Source organism: Bacillus swezeyi (genome assembly GCF_001969815.1).
Taxonomy (GTDB): Bacteria; Bacillota; Bacilli; order Bacillales; family Bacillaceae; genus Bacillus; species Bacillus swezeyi.
The window spans coordinates 175,337-192,942 of the sequence record NZ_MRBK01000006.1 but is presented as its reverse complement, the minus strand read 5'-3'; the positions used below and the strand labels follow the sequence as shown (position 1 = coordinate 192,942).

Below are 17,606 nucleotides of genomic sequence, written 5' to 3'. Positions count from 1 at the left end.
TGTAATGACCGGCTTTTATGAGTCGGGTTCTTTTCCGAAAACAAGCCGTCCTTCATCATAAACAGGTATATATCGGGTTTTCGCAAGCGAATGTGAAAGCCCCTGATAAGAGTAGTCATTTTCCGGATTCCAAAAGGTTGTTCCAGTCGGGGCCGACATGCGGAACTGAACTTCTTTTTTATGGGCCGATTGACCGCCGGGATAAATCATTACCCCGCTGAAGCTGATTTCCGTATAATAAACATGTTTGCCGCTATGGTGAGGCTTCAGCTGGGACACTGTAGCCCCTTCGTTGTATCCTCCGATTTCGACCTTTATATGTTCGGGAGAATATCCGGCCTTCGCCGCTTCGGTCAAGTCAACGTAATAACGGAAAGACAGTTTATCGGTTTTCCTTGCCGGCCACCCTGACCGGTTATTGAGCTGCACCCTGATTTCTGAATAGCTGTCTCCCGAACTGTTGATGGATGCCTCTGCAAAAAACTCATCTTCAGGTGTTTCCTTTTCCGGAAAATGAGGAAGAGGCGTTTGTCCCGCGCCATACAGCTGGAACATTTTCGCTATATTACCGGTAAATGCGGCATTGTAATCGATCGCAACTTCGTTTGACACATAATCAGATATTTCATCCCGGTACGAATCATCTCTTCCCGGTCCGCCTACTAATGCGCCGTAAAGGGTATGGCGATGGTGTTCAGGCACATTCATTTGATCTGCCCACGAACCATGTGCTGTACGGTGATGCGGGTGCTTCGGCGGATTGGTTCCGTATCCGACAACAAAGCTGCGGTTATGAGGGTTATCTCCGAGCATATAGTTCATTTGCTGAACCGCAAAATCCCGATACCTGTTTGCTTTATCGGCATCTTTTACCCAATCGGAATAAACAAATGCGAGAAAAGCGGCATTTGAAGCATAGCGCAGCGCTCCCCACTGCTCCAGCCAGGCCAGCCCGCCCGGCGTATAAGTGATTCGCTCTGTGCTTCCATTTTGGCTGTAACCTGTCGACCAATAGTCAAGGTTGCGTTCGACAGATGCGGTAAAACGGGAATCATTCGTCAGACGGGCCAACAACAGCTGTGCCCCGTATGTGACGTCATCCCATGAAAGCGTCCAGCGGTAAGGCCAGCTTGAGAGTGCACCCCAGTCAGAGACCGAGACCAGCGCTTTATCCAAATATTTTTGTTCATCAGTTGCCAAATACAGCCAGACGGCTCCCCATGTCAGTTCATCTTGATATCCGCTCCACGAATTATAGTATTGCTGTGCGTCGGTAATGCAGTCTGAATATTTGCCGCGGTAGCGGTCGGCAAAATCGTACAGCTCTTTGGCATGTGATAATAGTTTAGTTGAATAAGAGGAATCTGTCGGCTTGAAGATGATCGATGCTGAAGCAAGCGCTGCAGCTGTACCGCCGGCCAGGTCTGAACCCGGGCAGCTTGCATCAATCTTATAGGCCGGCCGCTTCATCGGCATCACTTCAGCCGGTCCCCACCAGGCATGATCTTGTGCTCCATTGCCGACCTGGCCCCATAATTCGTTAGGGGCTGTATGCGCCTTCATAAAATAGTCTGTTGCCCATTTTATATTGTTTAATATCGCATCAAGCTGTCCTGCCTCTTCATATGCATCACGGTATTCATAGACAGACCAGGATAGGACAGCCGCAGAATAAGCCATTGGCAGGCCAAACTTCACATGGTCTCCGGCATCATACCATCCTCCTGTCAAATCATGACCGACATCTTTTCCATCCTCAAGAGCCGAGTCTCCTCTCCAATTCAGCCGACTATTTTCCGAAAGCTTTCCAGAGCGCTGTGCCTCATAGAATAAAATCGATTTTTGCAGCAGTTCGGCATAATTTTGCGGGTTCCCTTCCGCATATACCGCACCGGATCTGTCAGCAGCCGGCATCATCATGCCAAACACAAGCAGTAATCCGAAGAAAAACGTTTTCATTTTTAAATAAGCGTTCTGTTTCAACTGACTCCTTCCTCCTCACCGATGTTTTCCTCATGAAACAGCCAACTGTTTACATCACACTCACCCCCTTTTAGTGAAAAACGCATGGTGTCTGCCGTTAAATGGAGATATGGCCTGAATGTAACTTTAAAACAGCTTTTAGAGAAAATAGAGTAGTTGATTTTGAATAAATGAAATGGTTTTATTTTTGAGGATTGACAGCCGCTCAATATAAATTTTTAGGTTTAAGAAGAGGTAAACCTTTGCAGGCTGTACGATTGAAGACTTAGTTTGTTCATGCAAGAAACTAACTTGTGAGATATAACAGCGGGCTCTGCTTATCGATCTGACATTACTTTGAAAATATTAACATTACTGTATATTCATTGTCAATGGATCTGACAGCCCTTTATGGCGGATGTGACAGCCGCCTTCGTGATCCGTTAGATGATCTTCAGCCTTTATTCAGTATAAAAAGAGACTGCCGAAAACAGTCGGCAGTCTTTAGAATTTAGAATAAAGAAAGCTGGTTTTGATCTGGAAGCGACTCTAAACAGCCGTGACGATCCAGATATTCCATAATCGTTTTTGAAACCTTTCCTCTTTTTTGCAAATCCTCTTTTGAAAGAAATTCGCCTTCTTTCCTTGCATTGACAATATTCAAGGCGGCGTTTGTCCCAAGGCCCGGGATAGAATTAAAAGGAGGAATCAGGCTGTTTCCGTCAATGATGAATTCAGATGCACTCGAACGGTAAAGATCGACTTTTTGCAAAGAGAAGCCTCTTTCACACATTTCAAGCGCCAATTCAAGTACGGTGAGCAAACTCTTCTCTTTCGGAGAAGCGTCAAGCCCTTTGCTGTTGATGTCATCCATGACGGCTTTGATCGCGGTGGAGCCTTTGATCATCGTATCAATGTCAAAATCATCCGCACGCACTGTAAAGTAGGCTGCGTAATAAAGCAAAGGATGATGGACTTTGAAGTAGGCGATCCGGACGGCCATCAGCACATATGCCGTGGCGTGGGCTTTCGGGAACATGTACTTGATCTTTTTACAAGAATCAATATACCAGTCCGGAACATTGTTATTTTTCATTTCTTCTTCCCACTCAGGTGTTAATCCCTTTCCTTTTCTGACGAATTCCATGATCTTAAAGGCGAGGGAGGGCTCAAGCCCCTGATAGATTAAGTACACCATAATATCGTCACGGCAGCCGATGACTTCGCTCAGCTCGCAAATTTTATTGTGAATCAGCTCTTGTGCGTTGCCGAGCCAGACGTCCGTCCCGTGTGAAAGACCGGAAATCTGAACAAGCTCGGAAAATGTCGTCGGTTTTGTATCCTCAAGCATCTGCCTGACAAAACGGGTTCCGAATTCAGGGATGCCAAGCGTTCCTGTTTTACAGCCGATCTGTTCTTCAGTCACGCCTAAAGACTCCGTTCCCTGAAATATTTTCATCACCTCTGGATCGTCCGTTGGAATCGTTTTTGGATCAATTCCGCTTAAATCCTGGAGCATGCGGATCACCGTCGGATCATCGTGTCCGAGGATATCCAGCTTCAGCAGGTTGTCATGAATGGAGTGGAAATCAAAGTGTGTCGTTTTCCATTCCGAACCTGTGGCATCTGCCGGGAACTGAATCGGTGAAAAGTCATAAATATCCATGTAATCGGGAACAACGATAATTCCGCCCGGGTGCTGGCCCGTCGTCCGCTTGACGCCTGTGCAGCCCTGTACGAGGCGGTCGATTTCCGCACCGCGCATATGCAAGTTGTTGTCGTTTGCATATCCTTTAACATATCCGTAGGCCGTCTTTTCAGCAACCGTGCCGATCGTTCCCGCACGGTAGACGTTATCTTCCCCGAATAATACTTTCGTATAGTTATGGGCGTGCGGCTGGTATTCTCCCGAGAAGTTCAAGTCGATATCCGGAACCTTGTCCCCTTTAAAGCCGAGGAACGTTTCAAACGGAATATCGTGGCCGTCTTTTTTATAGGCGGCTCCGCATTTCGGACAGTCTTTATCAGGAAGGTCAAACCCTGATCCGACAGAACCATCGTTGAAAAACTCTGAATGGCGGCAATCCGGGCAGACATAGTGCGGTGCCAGCGGATTGACCTCGGTAATTTCCGTCAATGTTGCGACCAGTGAAGAACCGACAGATCCCCTTGATCCGACGAGATAGCCATCATCGAGAGACCGTTTTACGAGTTTATGAGAGATCAGGTAAATGACGGCAAATCCGTGGCCGATAATGCTTTTCAGCTCTTTTTCAATCCGCTCTTCCACAATTTCGGGAAGGTCGTCGCCATAGATGCTTCTCGCTTTCTCATAGCTCATGCGGCGGATTTCTTCGTCCGCTCCGTCGATTTTCGGTGTATAAAGATCATCTTTGATCGGTTTGATTTCTTCGATCTGCCCGCTGATCTTCCGGGTGTTGGCGACAACAATTTCTTTCGCTTTTTCCTCGCCCAAAAATGAAAAGGCATCAAGCATCTCATTTGTTGTGCGGAAGTGAACATTCGGCAGCTCGTGTCTGTTGAGCGGATTTGCGCCGCCTTGCGAAGCAATCAAGATCTTCCTGTAGATCTTATCCTCGGGATTCAAATAGTGGACATTTCCCGTTGCCACAACAGGTATATCCAGTTTGTCGCCAAGCTTTGTTATATTTGTGATGATTTCTTTCAGCGCTTTTTCATCCCTGACCAGTTCAAGCTGGAGCAGATGGCGGTAGACCTCCGGCGGCATCACTTCAAAGTAGTCATAAAATGAAGCGATCTCTTCTACTTCTTCCGGCGATTTTTGCATCATGCCTTCAAATACTTCGCCCTTGTCACACGCCGAACCGATTAAAATGCCTTCCCTGTGCTTTTCAAGCTGTGATCTCGGAATTCTCGGCACCCTGTAGAAATAATGGATGTGTGACAGTGAGACAAGTTTAAAAAGGTTTTTCAGCCCTGTTTCGTTTACTGCCAGAAGGGTCGCGTGATAAGGTCTTGAACGCTGATAAGCATTGGACTGCCCCATATTTTCATTGAGCTGGTCATGATACAGAATATTTTTTTCAGCCGCGTCTTTCAGCATTTTCACGAGAAGATAGCCCGTCGCTTCAGTATCATATATCGCCCTGTGGTGCTGTGTGAGATCAATATCGAACTTTTTACAGAGCGTATTCAGCCTGTGGTTTTTAAACTCCGGATAGAGAAAACGCCCCAGTTCGAGAGTGTCAATGACAGGGTTCTGCACTTTTTCCGTTTTCAGCAGCCGCTTATAGGCCACATTGATGAATCCTATGTCAAAGCTTGCATTGTGCGCAACAAGCGTGTGATCCCCGATCCATTCCTTAAAATCTCTGATGACCTCTTCAACTTCAGGCGCATCTTTCAGCATGTCATCCGTAATTCCCGTCAGCTCAATAATCGTAGCTGATAAAGGGCGGTGCGGATTCGCAAACCGTTCAAATCGCTCAATGATTTCCCCGCCTTTTACTTTTACCGCGGCCAATTCGATGATCGTATCGTAGACAGCCGACAGGCCCGTCGTTTCGACGTCAAATACGACATAGGTTTCCTCTTCCAGAAGGCGGTGTACGGGATTGTAGGCGATCGGCACGCCGTCATCGACAAGGTTGGCCTCAAGTCCGTAGAGCATTTTCACACCATGCTTTTTGCTTGCCGCATAAGCATCTGGAAACGACTGTACGACAGCATGGTCTGTGAGAGCGATAGCAGGATGCCCCCATTTTTTTGCCTGTTCGACAAGCTTGCCAATGCCTGAAACGGCGTCCATCTGACTCATCGGCGAATGAAGGTGGAGCTCGATGCGTTTTTCTTCATCCGGAGCTGTATCCTCACGCGTTTTCGCTTTTATTTCATTGACATCATTGGCAATCATCACTAAATCACGGACGAACGTATCGTTCTGGATGCTTCCTCTCGCTTTCACCCACATGCCTTTTTTCAAGGATTTCATCAAGGTCGCATCTTCTTTTTCTCTGGCAAACATTTTGATGAGAATGCTGTTTGTATAATCGGTAATTTTAAAGATGCAAAGCGTTCTGCCGCTTTTCAGCTCTCTTGTTTCAGCATCGAACACATAGCCTTGAACCGTGATTCTCCGCTCTTCATCCATGATGCTGTCAAGCGTTCTGATTTCCTCCGAGTCTTTAATCTGATAGCCGATCTGAAGCGGGCCTGACGGTGTTTCATCATCTTGAGCTTCTTTATCCTGCTTCTCCATTTCGATTAAAGCCTGGAGAGCTCTTTCCTGATCTTCAGCCTGTTTTTGCTCTCTGAATTTCTGAATCTCTTGATCTGAGACAAAAATTTCAGTATCAAGCTGAAACTCTGGAAAACCGAATGTCCGATAGCTTGACTGAATGAATGAGCCGTATTTTTTCTTTAAAGCGGAAGCTTCTGTATCTGTTTTCGTTTTCAGCAGTATTTTGTTTCCTGCAAGCTTTGGTTTTTGCTCATTCAATAGCGTTAAAATCGGCGGAGAAATGCCGTCCAATTCTTGAATACAGCGCGTCCAGTAGTCTTGGACAAGCTGTTCGTCCACCGATTGGTCCTCAGCTTCAATTGAGCAGGTGACTTGTGCGATATGGGAAAAGGTGCGTGTCAGCTGAAGGTGAAACCGCTCGAAGATCTGATAAGGCAGCACTGCTTTTAATCTAAAGTGAAAATGCCATGTCTTCTTGTGCTTATGAACGGTCAGCTTCATGATTTGTCCGCCTTCAAGATGGCGGATCAATGTATCTTCCGTTAAATTCAGCTGCTGCAGAAGAATTTGAAACTGTCTTCTGTTGACAGAAAGCTGGTCTTCCAAGACAGATTCCTCCCTAAAAGAAAATCATAATTGAAGGTACCTCAGAGGGAATTTCCGAGGTACCTTCCTTTACCCTAGTTTAACATGTTTATGAGTGAGAAGATAAGCTCTTGACTTGCTCTTCGATAAAGCCAAACAGCTCGTCACAAGCGATTTCAAAGGATTCACCGTTTTGGCGGATTTTCACTTCCACTACTCCTTCATCAGCTCTTTTTCCGACTGTAATGCGAATCGGCAGCCCGATTAAGTCAGAGTCGGCAAATTTAACGCCGGCCCGCTCAGCACGGTCATCAAATAAAACATCAAAGCCTTTCGCTTGAAAATCTTCATACAGTTTTTCCGCAAGCTGAACTTGTGCATCGTTTTTCATGTTGAGCGCCAGAATGTGAAGATCATACGGACTTACGGCCAGCGGCCAAATCAAGCCTTTATCATCATGATGCTGTTCGACGATGGCTGAAAGGGTCCGTGAAATTCCGATTCCGTAGCAGCCCATCAGCATCGGTTTGGCGCGTCCGTTTTCATCCAGATAAGTCGCATCCATCGCCTCTGAATAGCGGGTGCCGAGCTTAAAGACCTGCCCGACTTCGATCCCTTTTGCAAAATGAATCGTTCCTTTGCCGTCAGGCGATGGGTCTCCCTCCTGAATCAAGCGGAGATCAGCGTAAGTCACATGGTCGGCATCACGGCTGACATTGACATTTTGATAATGGTGATCGGTTTTATTCGCTCCTGCCACGGCATTTGCCATCGCCTTCACGGCAAAATCAGCGTATATTTCGATTTCAGTGTTCAAGCCGACCGGTCCGACAAATCCCGGTTCTGTACCGGTGATCTCCGCCACTTCTTCAGGGTTTGCGAACTCAATCGTTTCCGCATGAAGCAGATTTTTCACTTTAATATCGTTGACTTCATGATCCCCTCTTGTCAAAACGAGCACAAACCGGCCGTCTGCCTTGAGCAGGATAGATTTAATGCAGTTTGACGGAGAGACGCTTAAGAATGCGGCCAGCTCTTCTATCGTCTTCACGGAAGGTGTGTGAACTTCCTGCAATTCTTCCATTTCCGCATTTTGCGCCTCAACCGTTTCCGCTATTTCAGCCATTTCGATATTGGCGGCGTATGAAGACTGGTCAGAATAAGCAATCGTATCTTCACCGATATCAGCCAGCGCCATGAATTCATGGGTGTCTTTTCCGCCCATCGCGCCGGAATCTGCGATAACCGGTCTGAAATTCAAGCCGCAGCGCGTAAATACATTCGTATAGGCCTGATACATGTCTTTGTATGTCTCATCAAGGCTTTCGGCAGAAGCATGGAACGAATACGCATCTTTCATGATAAATTCGCGGCCTCTCAGCAATCCGAAGCGGGGGCGCTTCTCATCGCGGAATTTGGATTGAATCTGATAGAGGGTCAGCGGAAGCCGTTTATACGATTTCACTTCGTCTCTCACAATGCTCGTCATGACCTCTTCGTGTGTGGCGCCGAGTGCAAATTCACGGCCGTGGCGGTCTTTCAGCCTCATCAATTCAGGACCGTACGTATACCATCTTCCTGATTCCTGCCATGTTTCCGCCTGCTGCAGCGCCGGCATCATCATTTCAACAGCATTTATGTTTTCCATTTCTTGACGGACAATGCCCTGGATCTTTTGGATGACTTTATTGGCAAGAGGCATATAGCTGTATACGCCGCTCGTATTTTGTCTGATAAACCCTGCTCTGAGAAGAAGCTGATGGCTTTTTGCTTCCGCATCAGCCGGCACTTCCCTGAGCGTAGGAATTAGCGTCCTGCTCTGTCTCATTTCGTTCGCACCTCATTTATTCAGTTGGTTACTTTTTCAGTCGGGAGTGGCTTCCCTAAAAAAGAGCCTTTTAAAAGGCTAGACTGCTCTTTAAAAAGGCAATGGATATTATAAGAATAAGCGTTGGATATCGTTCCAAGTGACGACAAGCATCAAGAGCATCAAAAATGCCACGCCGATAAAGACGACAAACGCTTCTTTTTCGCGGTTGATCGGCTTTCCGCGGATCGCTTCAATAAACAGAAACAAAAGTCTTCCGCCGTCCAAAGCAGGAATTGGCAAAAGGTTGACGATTCCGAGGTTGATGCTTAAAAATGCTGCCAGCTTCAGCAGGTTGATGACGCCTGTTTTCGCCACTTGATCTGTCATATCATATATTCCGACAGGACCTGCCAGCATGTCAATTGAAAATTGTCCCGTTACAAGTTTACCGAGGTTGGTAAAGATATTTTGCGCCACGGTCACAGTTTCGGTCGCACCGTAAGAAATCGATGTGAAAATGCCTTTCTGCACGGGATTGTAAGCGCCGAAGCGGCCGATGGTCTCGTCTCCCGATTTAACTGCTTCCGGGGTCACATATTTCGTCAGTTTGACATTGTCGCGCATCAGGACGACCTTCAATTCCTTTTCAGGGTTTGCCCGGACCGTGTTGACAATATCCGTCCATGAATTCGTCTTCTCTCCGTTGATGTTCTGAATGCGGTCACCTTCTTGAAGCCCGGCTTCAACGGCCCGTCCGTTGTCAATCAGTTTGCCGAGTACAGGCTCGTCTGACGGTACGCCTTGAATCAACCCCAGAAGGACGAGTATCACATAAGCTAATATGAAGTTCATGAGCGGGCCTGCCGCAATCGCTTTAATGCGCTGCCAAACCGTTTTTGAATGAAATTGGCGGTTGTAAGGGGCAATCTGCACTTCTTCACCGTCTACAATGAAAAAGGAAGTCTCACTGACAGAAAATGAAGCAAGATGATCTTCATTGCCTTGCTCATAGCCCGTGATTCTCATCTGATGCTCCAAATCAGCCTGTTCGACTTCAATGACCAGTGCATCAGGATATTTTTCTTTTTGGTTCAAAATGATCTTTTCGACTTTGTTTTCTTTGTTAAATAAAAGTCCAACCGTATAACCGGGCTTGACTTCAATCATTTCGGGATCTTCCCCGGCCATTCTGACAAAGCCGCCGATCGGCAGCAGTCTGATGGTATAAACGGTCTCATTTTTCTTGAATGAAAAGATTTTCGGACCGAAGCCGATGGCAAACTCCCGGCACAGTATTCCAGCTCTTTGAGCAAGGATCAAATGTCCCAGCTCATGGAAAAAAACGAGCGTTCCAAAAATAAGAATAAACGCTATCACAGTATTCACGAACATACCACCTTATGTGAGTAATGTTTGGGCAAACTTTCTGGCCTCTTTGTCCACTTCACGGATCTCCTGAAGGCTTGGCTTTAAAATGACCTGATGACGTTCCAAAGCTTTTTCGATGATGTCTTCGATTCCGAGAAAAGTAATCTTGCCTGCCAAAAATGCCGCAACGGCTTCTTCATTGGCCGCATTTAAAACAGTCGGCATTGTACCGCCTATTTTACCTGATTCATAAGCGAATTGTAAGCAGCGGAACCTTTCAAAATCAGCTTGGGCAAAATTCAGCTGGCCGATTTCCCAGAGGTCGAGGGACTTTGCCTCCTCAAACGGCAGGCGGTCAGGATAGCTCAGCGCATATTGGATCGGCACTCTCATATCAGGGGTGCCAAGCTGGGCGATGACGCTTCTGTCATGGAATTCAACCATCGAATGGATGATGCTTTCTTTGTGGAGCAGCACATCAATCTGATCGTAAGGCAGATCAAAAAGCCAATGCGCTTCAATAACCTCAAGCCCTTTATTCATCATTGTAGCCGAATCGATCGTAATTTTTGCACCCATCGACCAATTCGGGTGATTGAGAGCCTCCTCCACTGTCACGCCTTCAAGCTCTTTTCTCGTTCTGTCCCTGAAGCTGCCGCCGGAAGCCGTCACGATCAGCCGTTTGATATGTTTCGGATTTTCTCCTTGAAGAGCTTGAAAAATCGCAGAATGTTCACTGTCGACAGGCAGTATTGGAACATGATATTTTTTCGCGTGTTCTTTCACTATATGACCGGCTGTTACGAGAGTTTCCTTATTTGCGAGTGCAATCGTTTTTTTATGCTCGATCGCCTTTAGCGTCGGAAGAAGGCCGACGCTTCCGACAAGAGCGTTGACGACGATATCCGCTTCGGGGATAACGGCCGCCTCGATTAAAGCTTCCTCCCCTATTCCCGTTTGGAATGAATGGGAAAAAGAATACTGTTTGAATGTTTCATATGTATGCTCATCTCCGACGGCTACATACTGCGGTTTAAATGTTTCAATGATTTCAGCCGCTTTTTCCGCATTTTTGCCGAATGTCATGGCTGTGAGCCGAAATTGATCGCCATGCGCTTTGATCACTTCAAGCGTCTGTTCTCCGATGGAGCCTGTCGCTCCCAATAGACATATGTTCTTCAATATTGCCGCACCTCTGTTTCTTTCTAGCTATCAGTACACTTCTATATCATAGCCCGAACGGCTGAAAAAGAACAAGCAAGAAGTATAAAACTGGCATGACAAATAAAAAGCTGTCAAAGCGGTCCAGCATCCCGCCGTGCCCGGGGAGGATCCGGCCCGAGTCCTTTACTTGGTAATGCCGCTTAAACGCTGATTCCGCCAAATCGCCGATCTGTCCGACGATCGACAGCAGCACGGTAATCAGCAGTACAAACAGATAGGCGTGCGGAAAACCTGTGGCGGCCTGATAGATGGCCGAAAAAATGACCGCTGTCAAAATCCCGCCCCAAAAACCTTCGACTGTTTTGTTGGGGCTGATTTCAGGCCAGAGCTTTCGTTTTCCAAATGCCTTCCCGATAAAATAAGCGCCGGAATCTGTCGACCAGACGACCCCGATGGCAAAAAAGACATAGCTGAGGCCGATGTTTCTGATTTCGATAAAATAATAAAAGCCAAATCCGATATAGATTGCAGCCAATGTAACAAACGCCGCCTCATCAAAAGAAAATGAGTTTTTGCTGAGTACCGTAAAGGCCAAAAGGAGAAGAACTGCCAAAAACACGGTCTCTCCTTTGGAAATGCCCAGATTCACGGCTTCGCCAAGCTGGTTCGGATATAGCAAAATCCCTAAAAGCAAGAGGCTTATGACGCCCGGAACGCTTAAAAGCTTCATGCCTTTCATTCTTAAAAGTTCAAAAAGAGCGAGTATGCCCATTGCATAGACCAGTACGGTGAACGGCAGCTCGCCTAAAATTACGAGCGGTAAAAAAATCGCTGCCGCTATAACACCCGTCAATATTCTCTGTTTCATCTGCACCATCCTCTAAATTCCGCCAAACCTTCTCCCGCGACGCTGATATTCTCCGATGGCCTGAAGAAAATGAACCTCTTTAAAATCAGGCCATAATACATCAGTAAATAAAAATTCACTGTAGGCAAGCTGCCAAAGCATAAAATTGCTCAGTCTGATCTCACCGCTTGTTCGAATCAGCAAATCGGGGTCCTGCAAAGTTTCTGTCATTAAATAATCAGAAAAAAGCTTTTCATCGATCTCTTCAATATTTAATGCGCCATTTTTTGCTTCTTCGGCAATTTTCTTTGCAGCTCTGGCGATTTCTGCACGTCCCCCATAGTTCAATGCAAAATTAAGAATAAGTCCGTCATTGTTTTCCGTATCGCGGATGGCTTTTTCAACCGCGCGGATCGTGTGGGGAGGCAGGCCTTCCTTATCACCGGTAATGCGCACCTGAACATTCTCTTCAATCAGTTCAGGCAGATACGTGTTGAGAAACTCTTCAGGCAGCTTCATCAGAAAATCAACCTCAAGCTTTGGCCGTTTCCAATTTTCAGTAGAGAAAGCGTACAAAGTCAATGCTTTGACACCCAGTTCATTTGCAAGCTTTGTTGTCGCTCTGACCACCTTCATACCTTCATGATGACCCGCAATGCGGGGCATCGCACGTTTTTTTGCCCAACGGCCGTTTCCATCCATGATAATGGCGATATGTTCAGGAATTTTTCCCTTTAAAATATTTTCTTTTGTGTAACTTTCCATGTTGGAAGCCGCTGAATGCTGATTCTTCCAATTTTTGAGTATATTGAGCATGAGATTCCTCCATCACCCAAAAGGTTGCTTTCCTGTTATATCCCGCTAGATAACAACAGTATTAACAAAAAAACCCCCTGTAAACATGAGAGGGTCTTTTCACTATTATCTATTGTACAGAGTTTTTCATTAAACTTCCATGATTTCTTTCTCTTTATCTTTTGTGATCTCATCAATTTTTGACACATATTCATCTGTCAGCTTTTGCACGTCTTCCGTTGAAGAGCGCAATTCATCCTCAGTCATTTCACCATTTTTCTCTAATTTTTTCAGGTCGTCGTTTGCATCGCGGCGGATGTTGCGGACAGCTACTTTAGCTTCTTCAGAGTATTTTTTCACAAGCTTGACAAGCTCTTTTCTCCGCTCCTCTGTTAATGGAGGAATGGTAATCCGGATAATGCTTCCGTCGTTTGTCGGAGTGACGCCTAAATCGGCTTTTTGAATCGCTTTTTCGATGTCTCCGAGTGCTGTTTTATCATAGGGTGTGATGACGAGCATGCGCGCTTCAGGTACGTTGATGGACGTAAGCTGATTCAATGGCGTCTGCGCTCCGTAGTATTCAACTGTTACTTTATCCAAGAGCGATGGATTCGCACGTCCTGCACGGACGGTGGCCAATTCGCGCTGATACGCGGATGCCGCTTTTTCCATCCGTTCTTTTGTTTCATTCATCACTTGATTTGACACGTTATTTCCCCCTTACAATTGTTCCGATTGGTTCGCCGATAACGGCTCTTTTAATGTTTCCTTCTTCCATGATGGAAAAGACGATCAGCGGGATGTCGTTATCCATGCATAGAGATGAAGCGGTTGAGTCCATGACGGCCAAACCGTCTTTTAATACGTCGAGATAAGACAATTTTTCATATTTTACGGCATTTTCGTCCGTTCTAGGATCGGCATTGTATACACCGTCGACATTATTTTTGGCCATTAAGATGACATCGGCCTCAATTTCAGCCGCTCTGAGCGCTGCTGTCGTGTCCGTTGAGAAATATGGATTGCCTGTACCGGCAGCGAAGATGACGACGCGCTTTTTTTCAAGGTGGCGAATCGCTTTTCTTCTTATGTATGGCTCAGCGACCTGCCGCATTTCAATCGATGTCTGAACTCTTGACTGAATTCCGAGTGTTTCAAGGCTGTCCTGAAGGGCAAGGGAATTCATGACCGTTGCAAGCATTCCCATGTAGTCCGCTGTCGCGCGGTCCATTCCCAGATCACTGCCTGTCTTTCCGCGCCACAGGTTGCCGCCTCCGACGACAACTGCCACTTCAACATCAAGCTCGGCAATTTCTTTCACCTGCTTGGCGATGGACTGGATCACGGTCGGGTTGATGCCGTTGCCCTGTTCGCCCGCAAGCGCTTCTCCGCTAAGCTTTAATACGATACGATTATACTTTGGTTTTTCCATAATAACCTCCAAGTGCATGCTTGCCGTTATTTATTATGCAAGAGAAAAAAAGGTTTGTAAACTGTTTTAAAAATAGGGACACAAATTGTGTCCCCTATTTTCCTTGAAAAGATCCTGCCGTGTTTTCAGCAAGCGGCTTTTCAATCTTATTTTTTCACTTGGTTCATAACTTCTTCAGCAAAGTTTTCTTGGCGTTTTTCGATTCCTTCTCCAACTTCGTAGCGGATAAATGTTTCAACTGTCGCGTTTTTCGCAGCAACGACTTGCTTCACTTTTTCATCCGGGTTTTTAACGAATGCTTGATCAAGCAGGCAGATTTCTTCGAAATATTTGTTCAGACGGCCTTCAACCATTTTAGCCACGATGTTTTCAGGCTTTCCTTCTTGAAGCGCCTGCTGAGTCAGAATTTCGCGCTCACGGTTCGCTTCTTCCTCAGACACTTGATCACGGGAAATGAAGCGAGGGTTGACAGCTGCAACGTGCATTGCGATGTCTCTTGCTGTTTCTTCATCAGTTGTACCGTTTAGCACAGTAAGTACGCCGATGCGCCCGCCCATATGCAGGTATGAGCCAAATGCAGCGTCATCGCCTTTTGTCAAGACAGCGAAGCGGCGAAGCGTGATTTTTTCTCCGATTTTAGCAACAGCGCTAGTGATATATTCTTCAACAGTTGAACCGTTTGCCATTTTTTGCTCAAGAGCGGCTTCAACGCTTTCCGGTCTTTCGGCAAGAATATGTTCAGCCAAGTCGTTTAAAAGCTCTTTAAACCCTTCGTTTTTTGCAACGAAGTCCGTTTCAGAGTTCACTTCTAAAATGACGCCTGCGTTGCCGTCAGTTTTAATTAAAGTCAATCCTTCAGCAGCGATGCGGTCAGCTTTTTTAGCAGCTTTTGCAATGCCTTTTTCTCTTAGAAGCTCGATTGCTTTTTCCATGTTTCCGTCAGTTTCAGTTAACGCTTTCTTGCAGTCCATCATGCCCGCCCCGGTTTTTTGGCGAAGCTCTTTTACCATTTGTGCACTAATTGCCATTTTGATTTCCTCCTTATAATCCAAACAAAATATGTAAGTTTTTATCTGGTGAAAAAAAAGGTGATAAAAGGCAGTTCCCCCTTATCACCTTTTGATCAGGTTAAGCAGTTGTTGTTTCAGTTGTTTCTGCTTCTTTTTCTTCTGTTTCAGCTGTTTCTTCACCTTGTTTTGCTTCCAGAATTGCATCTGCCATTTTAGAAGTAAGCAATTTAACAGCGCGGATCGCGTCATCGTTCGCAGGGATAACAACGTCGATTTCATCCGGATCACAGTTTGTGTCAACGATTCCGATGATCGGAATGTTCAGCTTGCGCGCTTCTGCAACAGCGATGCGCTCTTTACGAGGATCGATGATGAACAGTGCATCAGGAAGCTCTTTCATGTCTTTGATTCCGCCTAGGAATTTTTCAAGACGCTCTAATTCTTTTTTCAATTGAACGACTTCTTTTTTAGGAAGTACGTCAAATGTGCCGTTTTCTTGCATTTTTTCGATATCTTTAAGGCGTTTGATACGCTTTTGAATGGTTTCAAAGTTTGTTAATGTACCGCCAAGCCAGCGTTGGTTGACAAAGTACATTCCAGAACGTTCCGCTTCTTCTCTAACAGAGTCTTGAGCTTGCTTTTTCGTACCGACGAAAAGGATTTTTCCTCCGTCAGCTGCAAGATTTTTTGTAAAGTTGTAGGCTTCCTCAACTTTTTTAACTGTTTTTTGAAGATCGATGATGTAGATTCCATTACGCTCTGTGAAGATGTAACGTTTCATTTTTGGGTTCCAGCGGCGTGTTTGGTGGCCGAAGTGAACACCAGCTTCAAGCAATTGCTTCATAGAAATGACTGACATGTGTTATTTCCTCCTAATATAATGGTTTTTTTCCTCCGCTTAGGTCATTTTTATGCAGGACTGCACGAGCCTCGCACAGCACCGCTTGCATAAATCGTTAAGCGTGTGTAATTAACACCAAGAATTAATATACCATAAGCTTTCCCGACAATCAAGAATCGTTTTTCATCTTTCCGCGAAATTTTAAGAAAAGCTCAACCTCTGTTTTGCCGGTTTTTAATTGTCTTGCAATGTCTTCAGGAGAAAGGCCCTCTTCATATAAAGCCGAAGCTTTTTCTTCAAACGAGGCGGAGTCTTCATGTTCCTGCTGATGAAGCTCATCCTCTTTTCTTTCAACTTCATCGATCATCGATTCAATATGAAGCGGCAGGCCGGCGGTTTCTTCCGTTTCAGGGAAGACGGAGCCGGATTCGGCAGGAGTCTCCGACTGATGGGTCTGATGTTTTTCTTTTTGAGGCTCGCGTTCGGCATCCTGCTGAAACTCCCTGACGAGTTTTTCATTTTCGTCTTTCAGCTCCATCAGAAATGCGGTCAATGTATTCTCGGTTTCTTCCAGAAGCTGTTTTTGCTCTTTCTCTGCGGCCTTAAAAGCGCTGAGCCTCGCATTCAGAATGATGACAAAATAGATCAGTATACCGTGGAGCGTAAAGCTCACAAGCCATAATATTGTTGACATATTTTTCACTCGCTAACCATGAATTTTTAAAATGTCTTTTCAAAAGATGTTCCCTGAAAACAGCCTAAAAAATGCTGCCGGCGAAAAGCCAGCAGCTTACATATTATTGTACCACTTTATCAAGAAGATGCTTCAATTTAAAAAGCGCCTTGGAGTGAATCTGGGAAATGCGCGAGGTCGATAAGTTCAGAACCTGGCCGATTTCCGTCAGCGTCAGCTCTTCTTTATAAAATAAGCTGATAACAAGCTGTTCTTTTTCGGAAAGCTCATTTATTTTTTCGGCAAGCTGGGAAATCAGCTCGTCTTTGAGCATTTTTTCTTCAGGTGTGGTCGTTTTGTCATCCCTTATCATCACTTGGACATTCTCACCGTCTTCATGGTCGTGAAGCTTTTCATCAATTGAAAGGAGGTTTGCAAAAAAACCTTCATTAATTGTCGTCACGACGTCTTGCTCCGTCATTCCCAATTCCTCTGCGATTTCGCTCGGCGATACATTTCTTAAATAGCGCTGTTCAAGCTTTTCAATCGCAGCTTCGACTTTTTTTGTTTTTTCCCGGGATGTTCTCGGAAGCCAATCTTCTTTTCGAAGGCCGTCGATAATAGCGCCTCTGATTCTGAATGAAGCGTATGTATCAAACTTCAAATCCCTTCCCGGATCAAATTTTTCAAGGGCATCGTACAAACCCAGCATGCCGAGGCTTACCAAATCATCTTTGTGAACGGACTTGGGCAAGCCGACGGCTATCCGGCCGACATGATATGTGACAAGCGGCATATAGCGGCGGATTAAATCATCGCCAGCCTGAGGATCTTTCCATTCTTTCCATCGCGACCAAAGCATCTGATCTTCATAGTTCAAGGATTGCATCTTTATCC

At 45.8% G+C, this 17,606-nt stretch carries 13 protein-coding genes; all 13 read right to left on the bottom strand.

The window, feature by feature from the left end:
- Positions 1-15: 15 nt before the first annotated feature.
- The gene (locus tag BTA30_RS07045) at positions 16-1,917 is read right to left on the bottom strand and encodes a glycoside hydrolase family 9 protein (protein WP_411813151.1); all 1,902 of its coding nucleotides are present in this window, start codon (positions 1,915-1,917) and stop codon (positions 16-18) included.
- A gap of 556 nt (positions 1,918-2,473) precedes the next feature.
- Positions 2,474-6,790, bottom strand: a complete 4,317-nt coding sequence (locus tag BTA30_RS07040) for a PolC-type DNA polymerase III (protein ID WP_076760551.1) — start codon at positions 6,788-6,790, stop codon at positions 2,474-2,476.
- Positions 6,791-6,878: 88 nt separating this feature from the next.
- The gene (locus tag BTA30_RS07035) at positions 6,879-8,597 is read right to left on the bottom strand and encodes a proline--tRNA ligase (protein ID WP_076760550.1); all 1,719 of its coding nucleotides are present in this window, start codon (positions 8,595-8,597) and stop codon (positions 6,879-6,881) included.
- Positions 8,598-8,705: 108 nt separating this feature from the next.
- A complete protein-coding gene (gene rseP, locus BTA30_RS07030) occupies positions 8,706-9,971 on the bottom strand; it encodes an RIP metalloprotease RseP (RefSeq protein ID WP_094777304.1) in 1,266 nt (421 codons plus the stop codon).
- Positions 9,972-9,977: 6 nt separating this feature from the next.
- Positions 9,978-11,129 (bottom strand): 1-deoxy-D-xylulose-5-phosphate reductoisomerase, encoded by a 1,152-nt coding sequence (gene dxr, locus BTA30_RS07025; protein ID WP_076760548.1) that lies wholly within the window; start codon positions 11,127-11,129, stop codon positions 9,978-9,980.
- Positions 11,130-11,175: 46 nt separating this feature from the next.
- Positions 11,176-11,979 carry a phosphatidate cytidylyltransferase gene (locus tag BTA30_RS07020; protein WP_076760547.1) on the bottom strand — a complete coding sequence of 268 codons (804 nt, stop codon included), beginning with the start codon at positions 11,977-11,979 and terminating at the stop codon, positions 11,176-11,178.
- A gap of 12 nt (positions 11,980-11,991) precedes the next feature.
- On the bottom strand, positions 11,992-12,774 hold the full coding sequence (gene uppS, locus BTA30_RS07015; RefSeq protein ID WP_076760546.1) for an undecaprenyl pyrophosphate synthase: 783 nt from the start codon (positions 12,772-12,774) through the stop codon (positions 11,992-11,994).
- Between the two features lie 129 nt (positions 12,775-12,903).
- Positions 12,904-13,446 carry a ribosome recycling factor gene (frr, locus tag BTA30_RS07010; RefSeq protein ID WP_404802504.1) on the bottom strand — a complete coding sequence of 181 codons (543 nt, stop codon included), beginning with the start codon at positions 13,444-13,446 and terminating at the stop codon, positions 12,904-12,906.
- 16 nt (positions 13,447-13,462) lie between these two features.
- On the bottom strand, positions 13,463-14,185 hold the full coding sequence (gene pyrH / locus BTA30_RS07005) for a UMP kinase (protein ID WP_076760544.1): 723 nt from the start codon (positions 14,183-14,185) through the stop codon (positions 13,463-13,465).
- Between the two features lie 146 nt (positions 14,186-14,331).
- Positions 14,332-15,213, bottom strand: coding sequence for a translation elongation factor Ts (tsf, locus tag BTA30_RS07000; protein WP_076760543.1), 882 nt, complete (start codon positions 15,211-15,213; stop codon positions 14,332-14,334).
- A gap of 100 nt (positions 15,214-15,313) precedes the next feature.
- A complete protein-coding gene (gene rpsB / locus BTA30_RS06995) occupies positions 15,314-16,054 on the bottom strand; it encodes a 30S ribosomal protein S2 (RefSeq protein ID WP_076760542.1) in 741 nt (246 codons plus the stop codon).
- 151 nt (positions 16,055-16,205) lie between these two features.
- Positions 16,206-16,730 carry a DUF6115 domain-containing protein gene (locus BTA30_RS06990; protein ID WP_076760541.1) on the bottom strand — a complete coding sequence of 175 codons (525 nt, stop codon included), beginning with the start codon at positions 16,728-16,730 and terminating at the stop codon, positions 16,206-16,208.
- A gap of 103 nt (positions 16,731-16,833) precedes the next feature.
- Positions 16,834-17,598: a FliA/WhiG family RNA polymerase sigma factor gene (locus BTA30_RS06985; RefSeq protein WP_076760540.1), complete on the bottom strand. Its 765-nt coding sequence runs from the start codon at positions 17,596-17,598 to the stop codon at positions 16,834-16,836.
- Positions 17,599-17,606 lie beyond the last annotated feature (8 nt).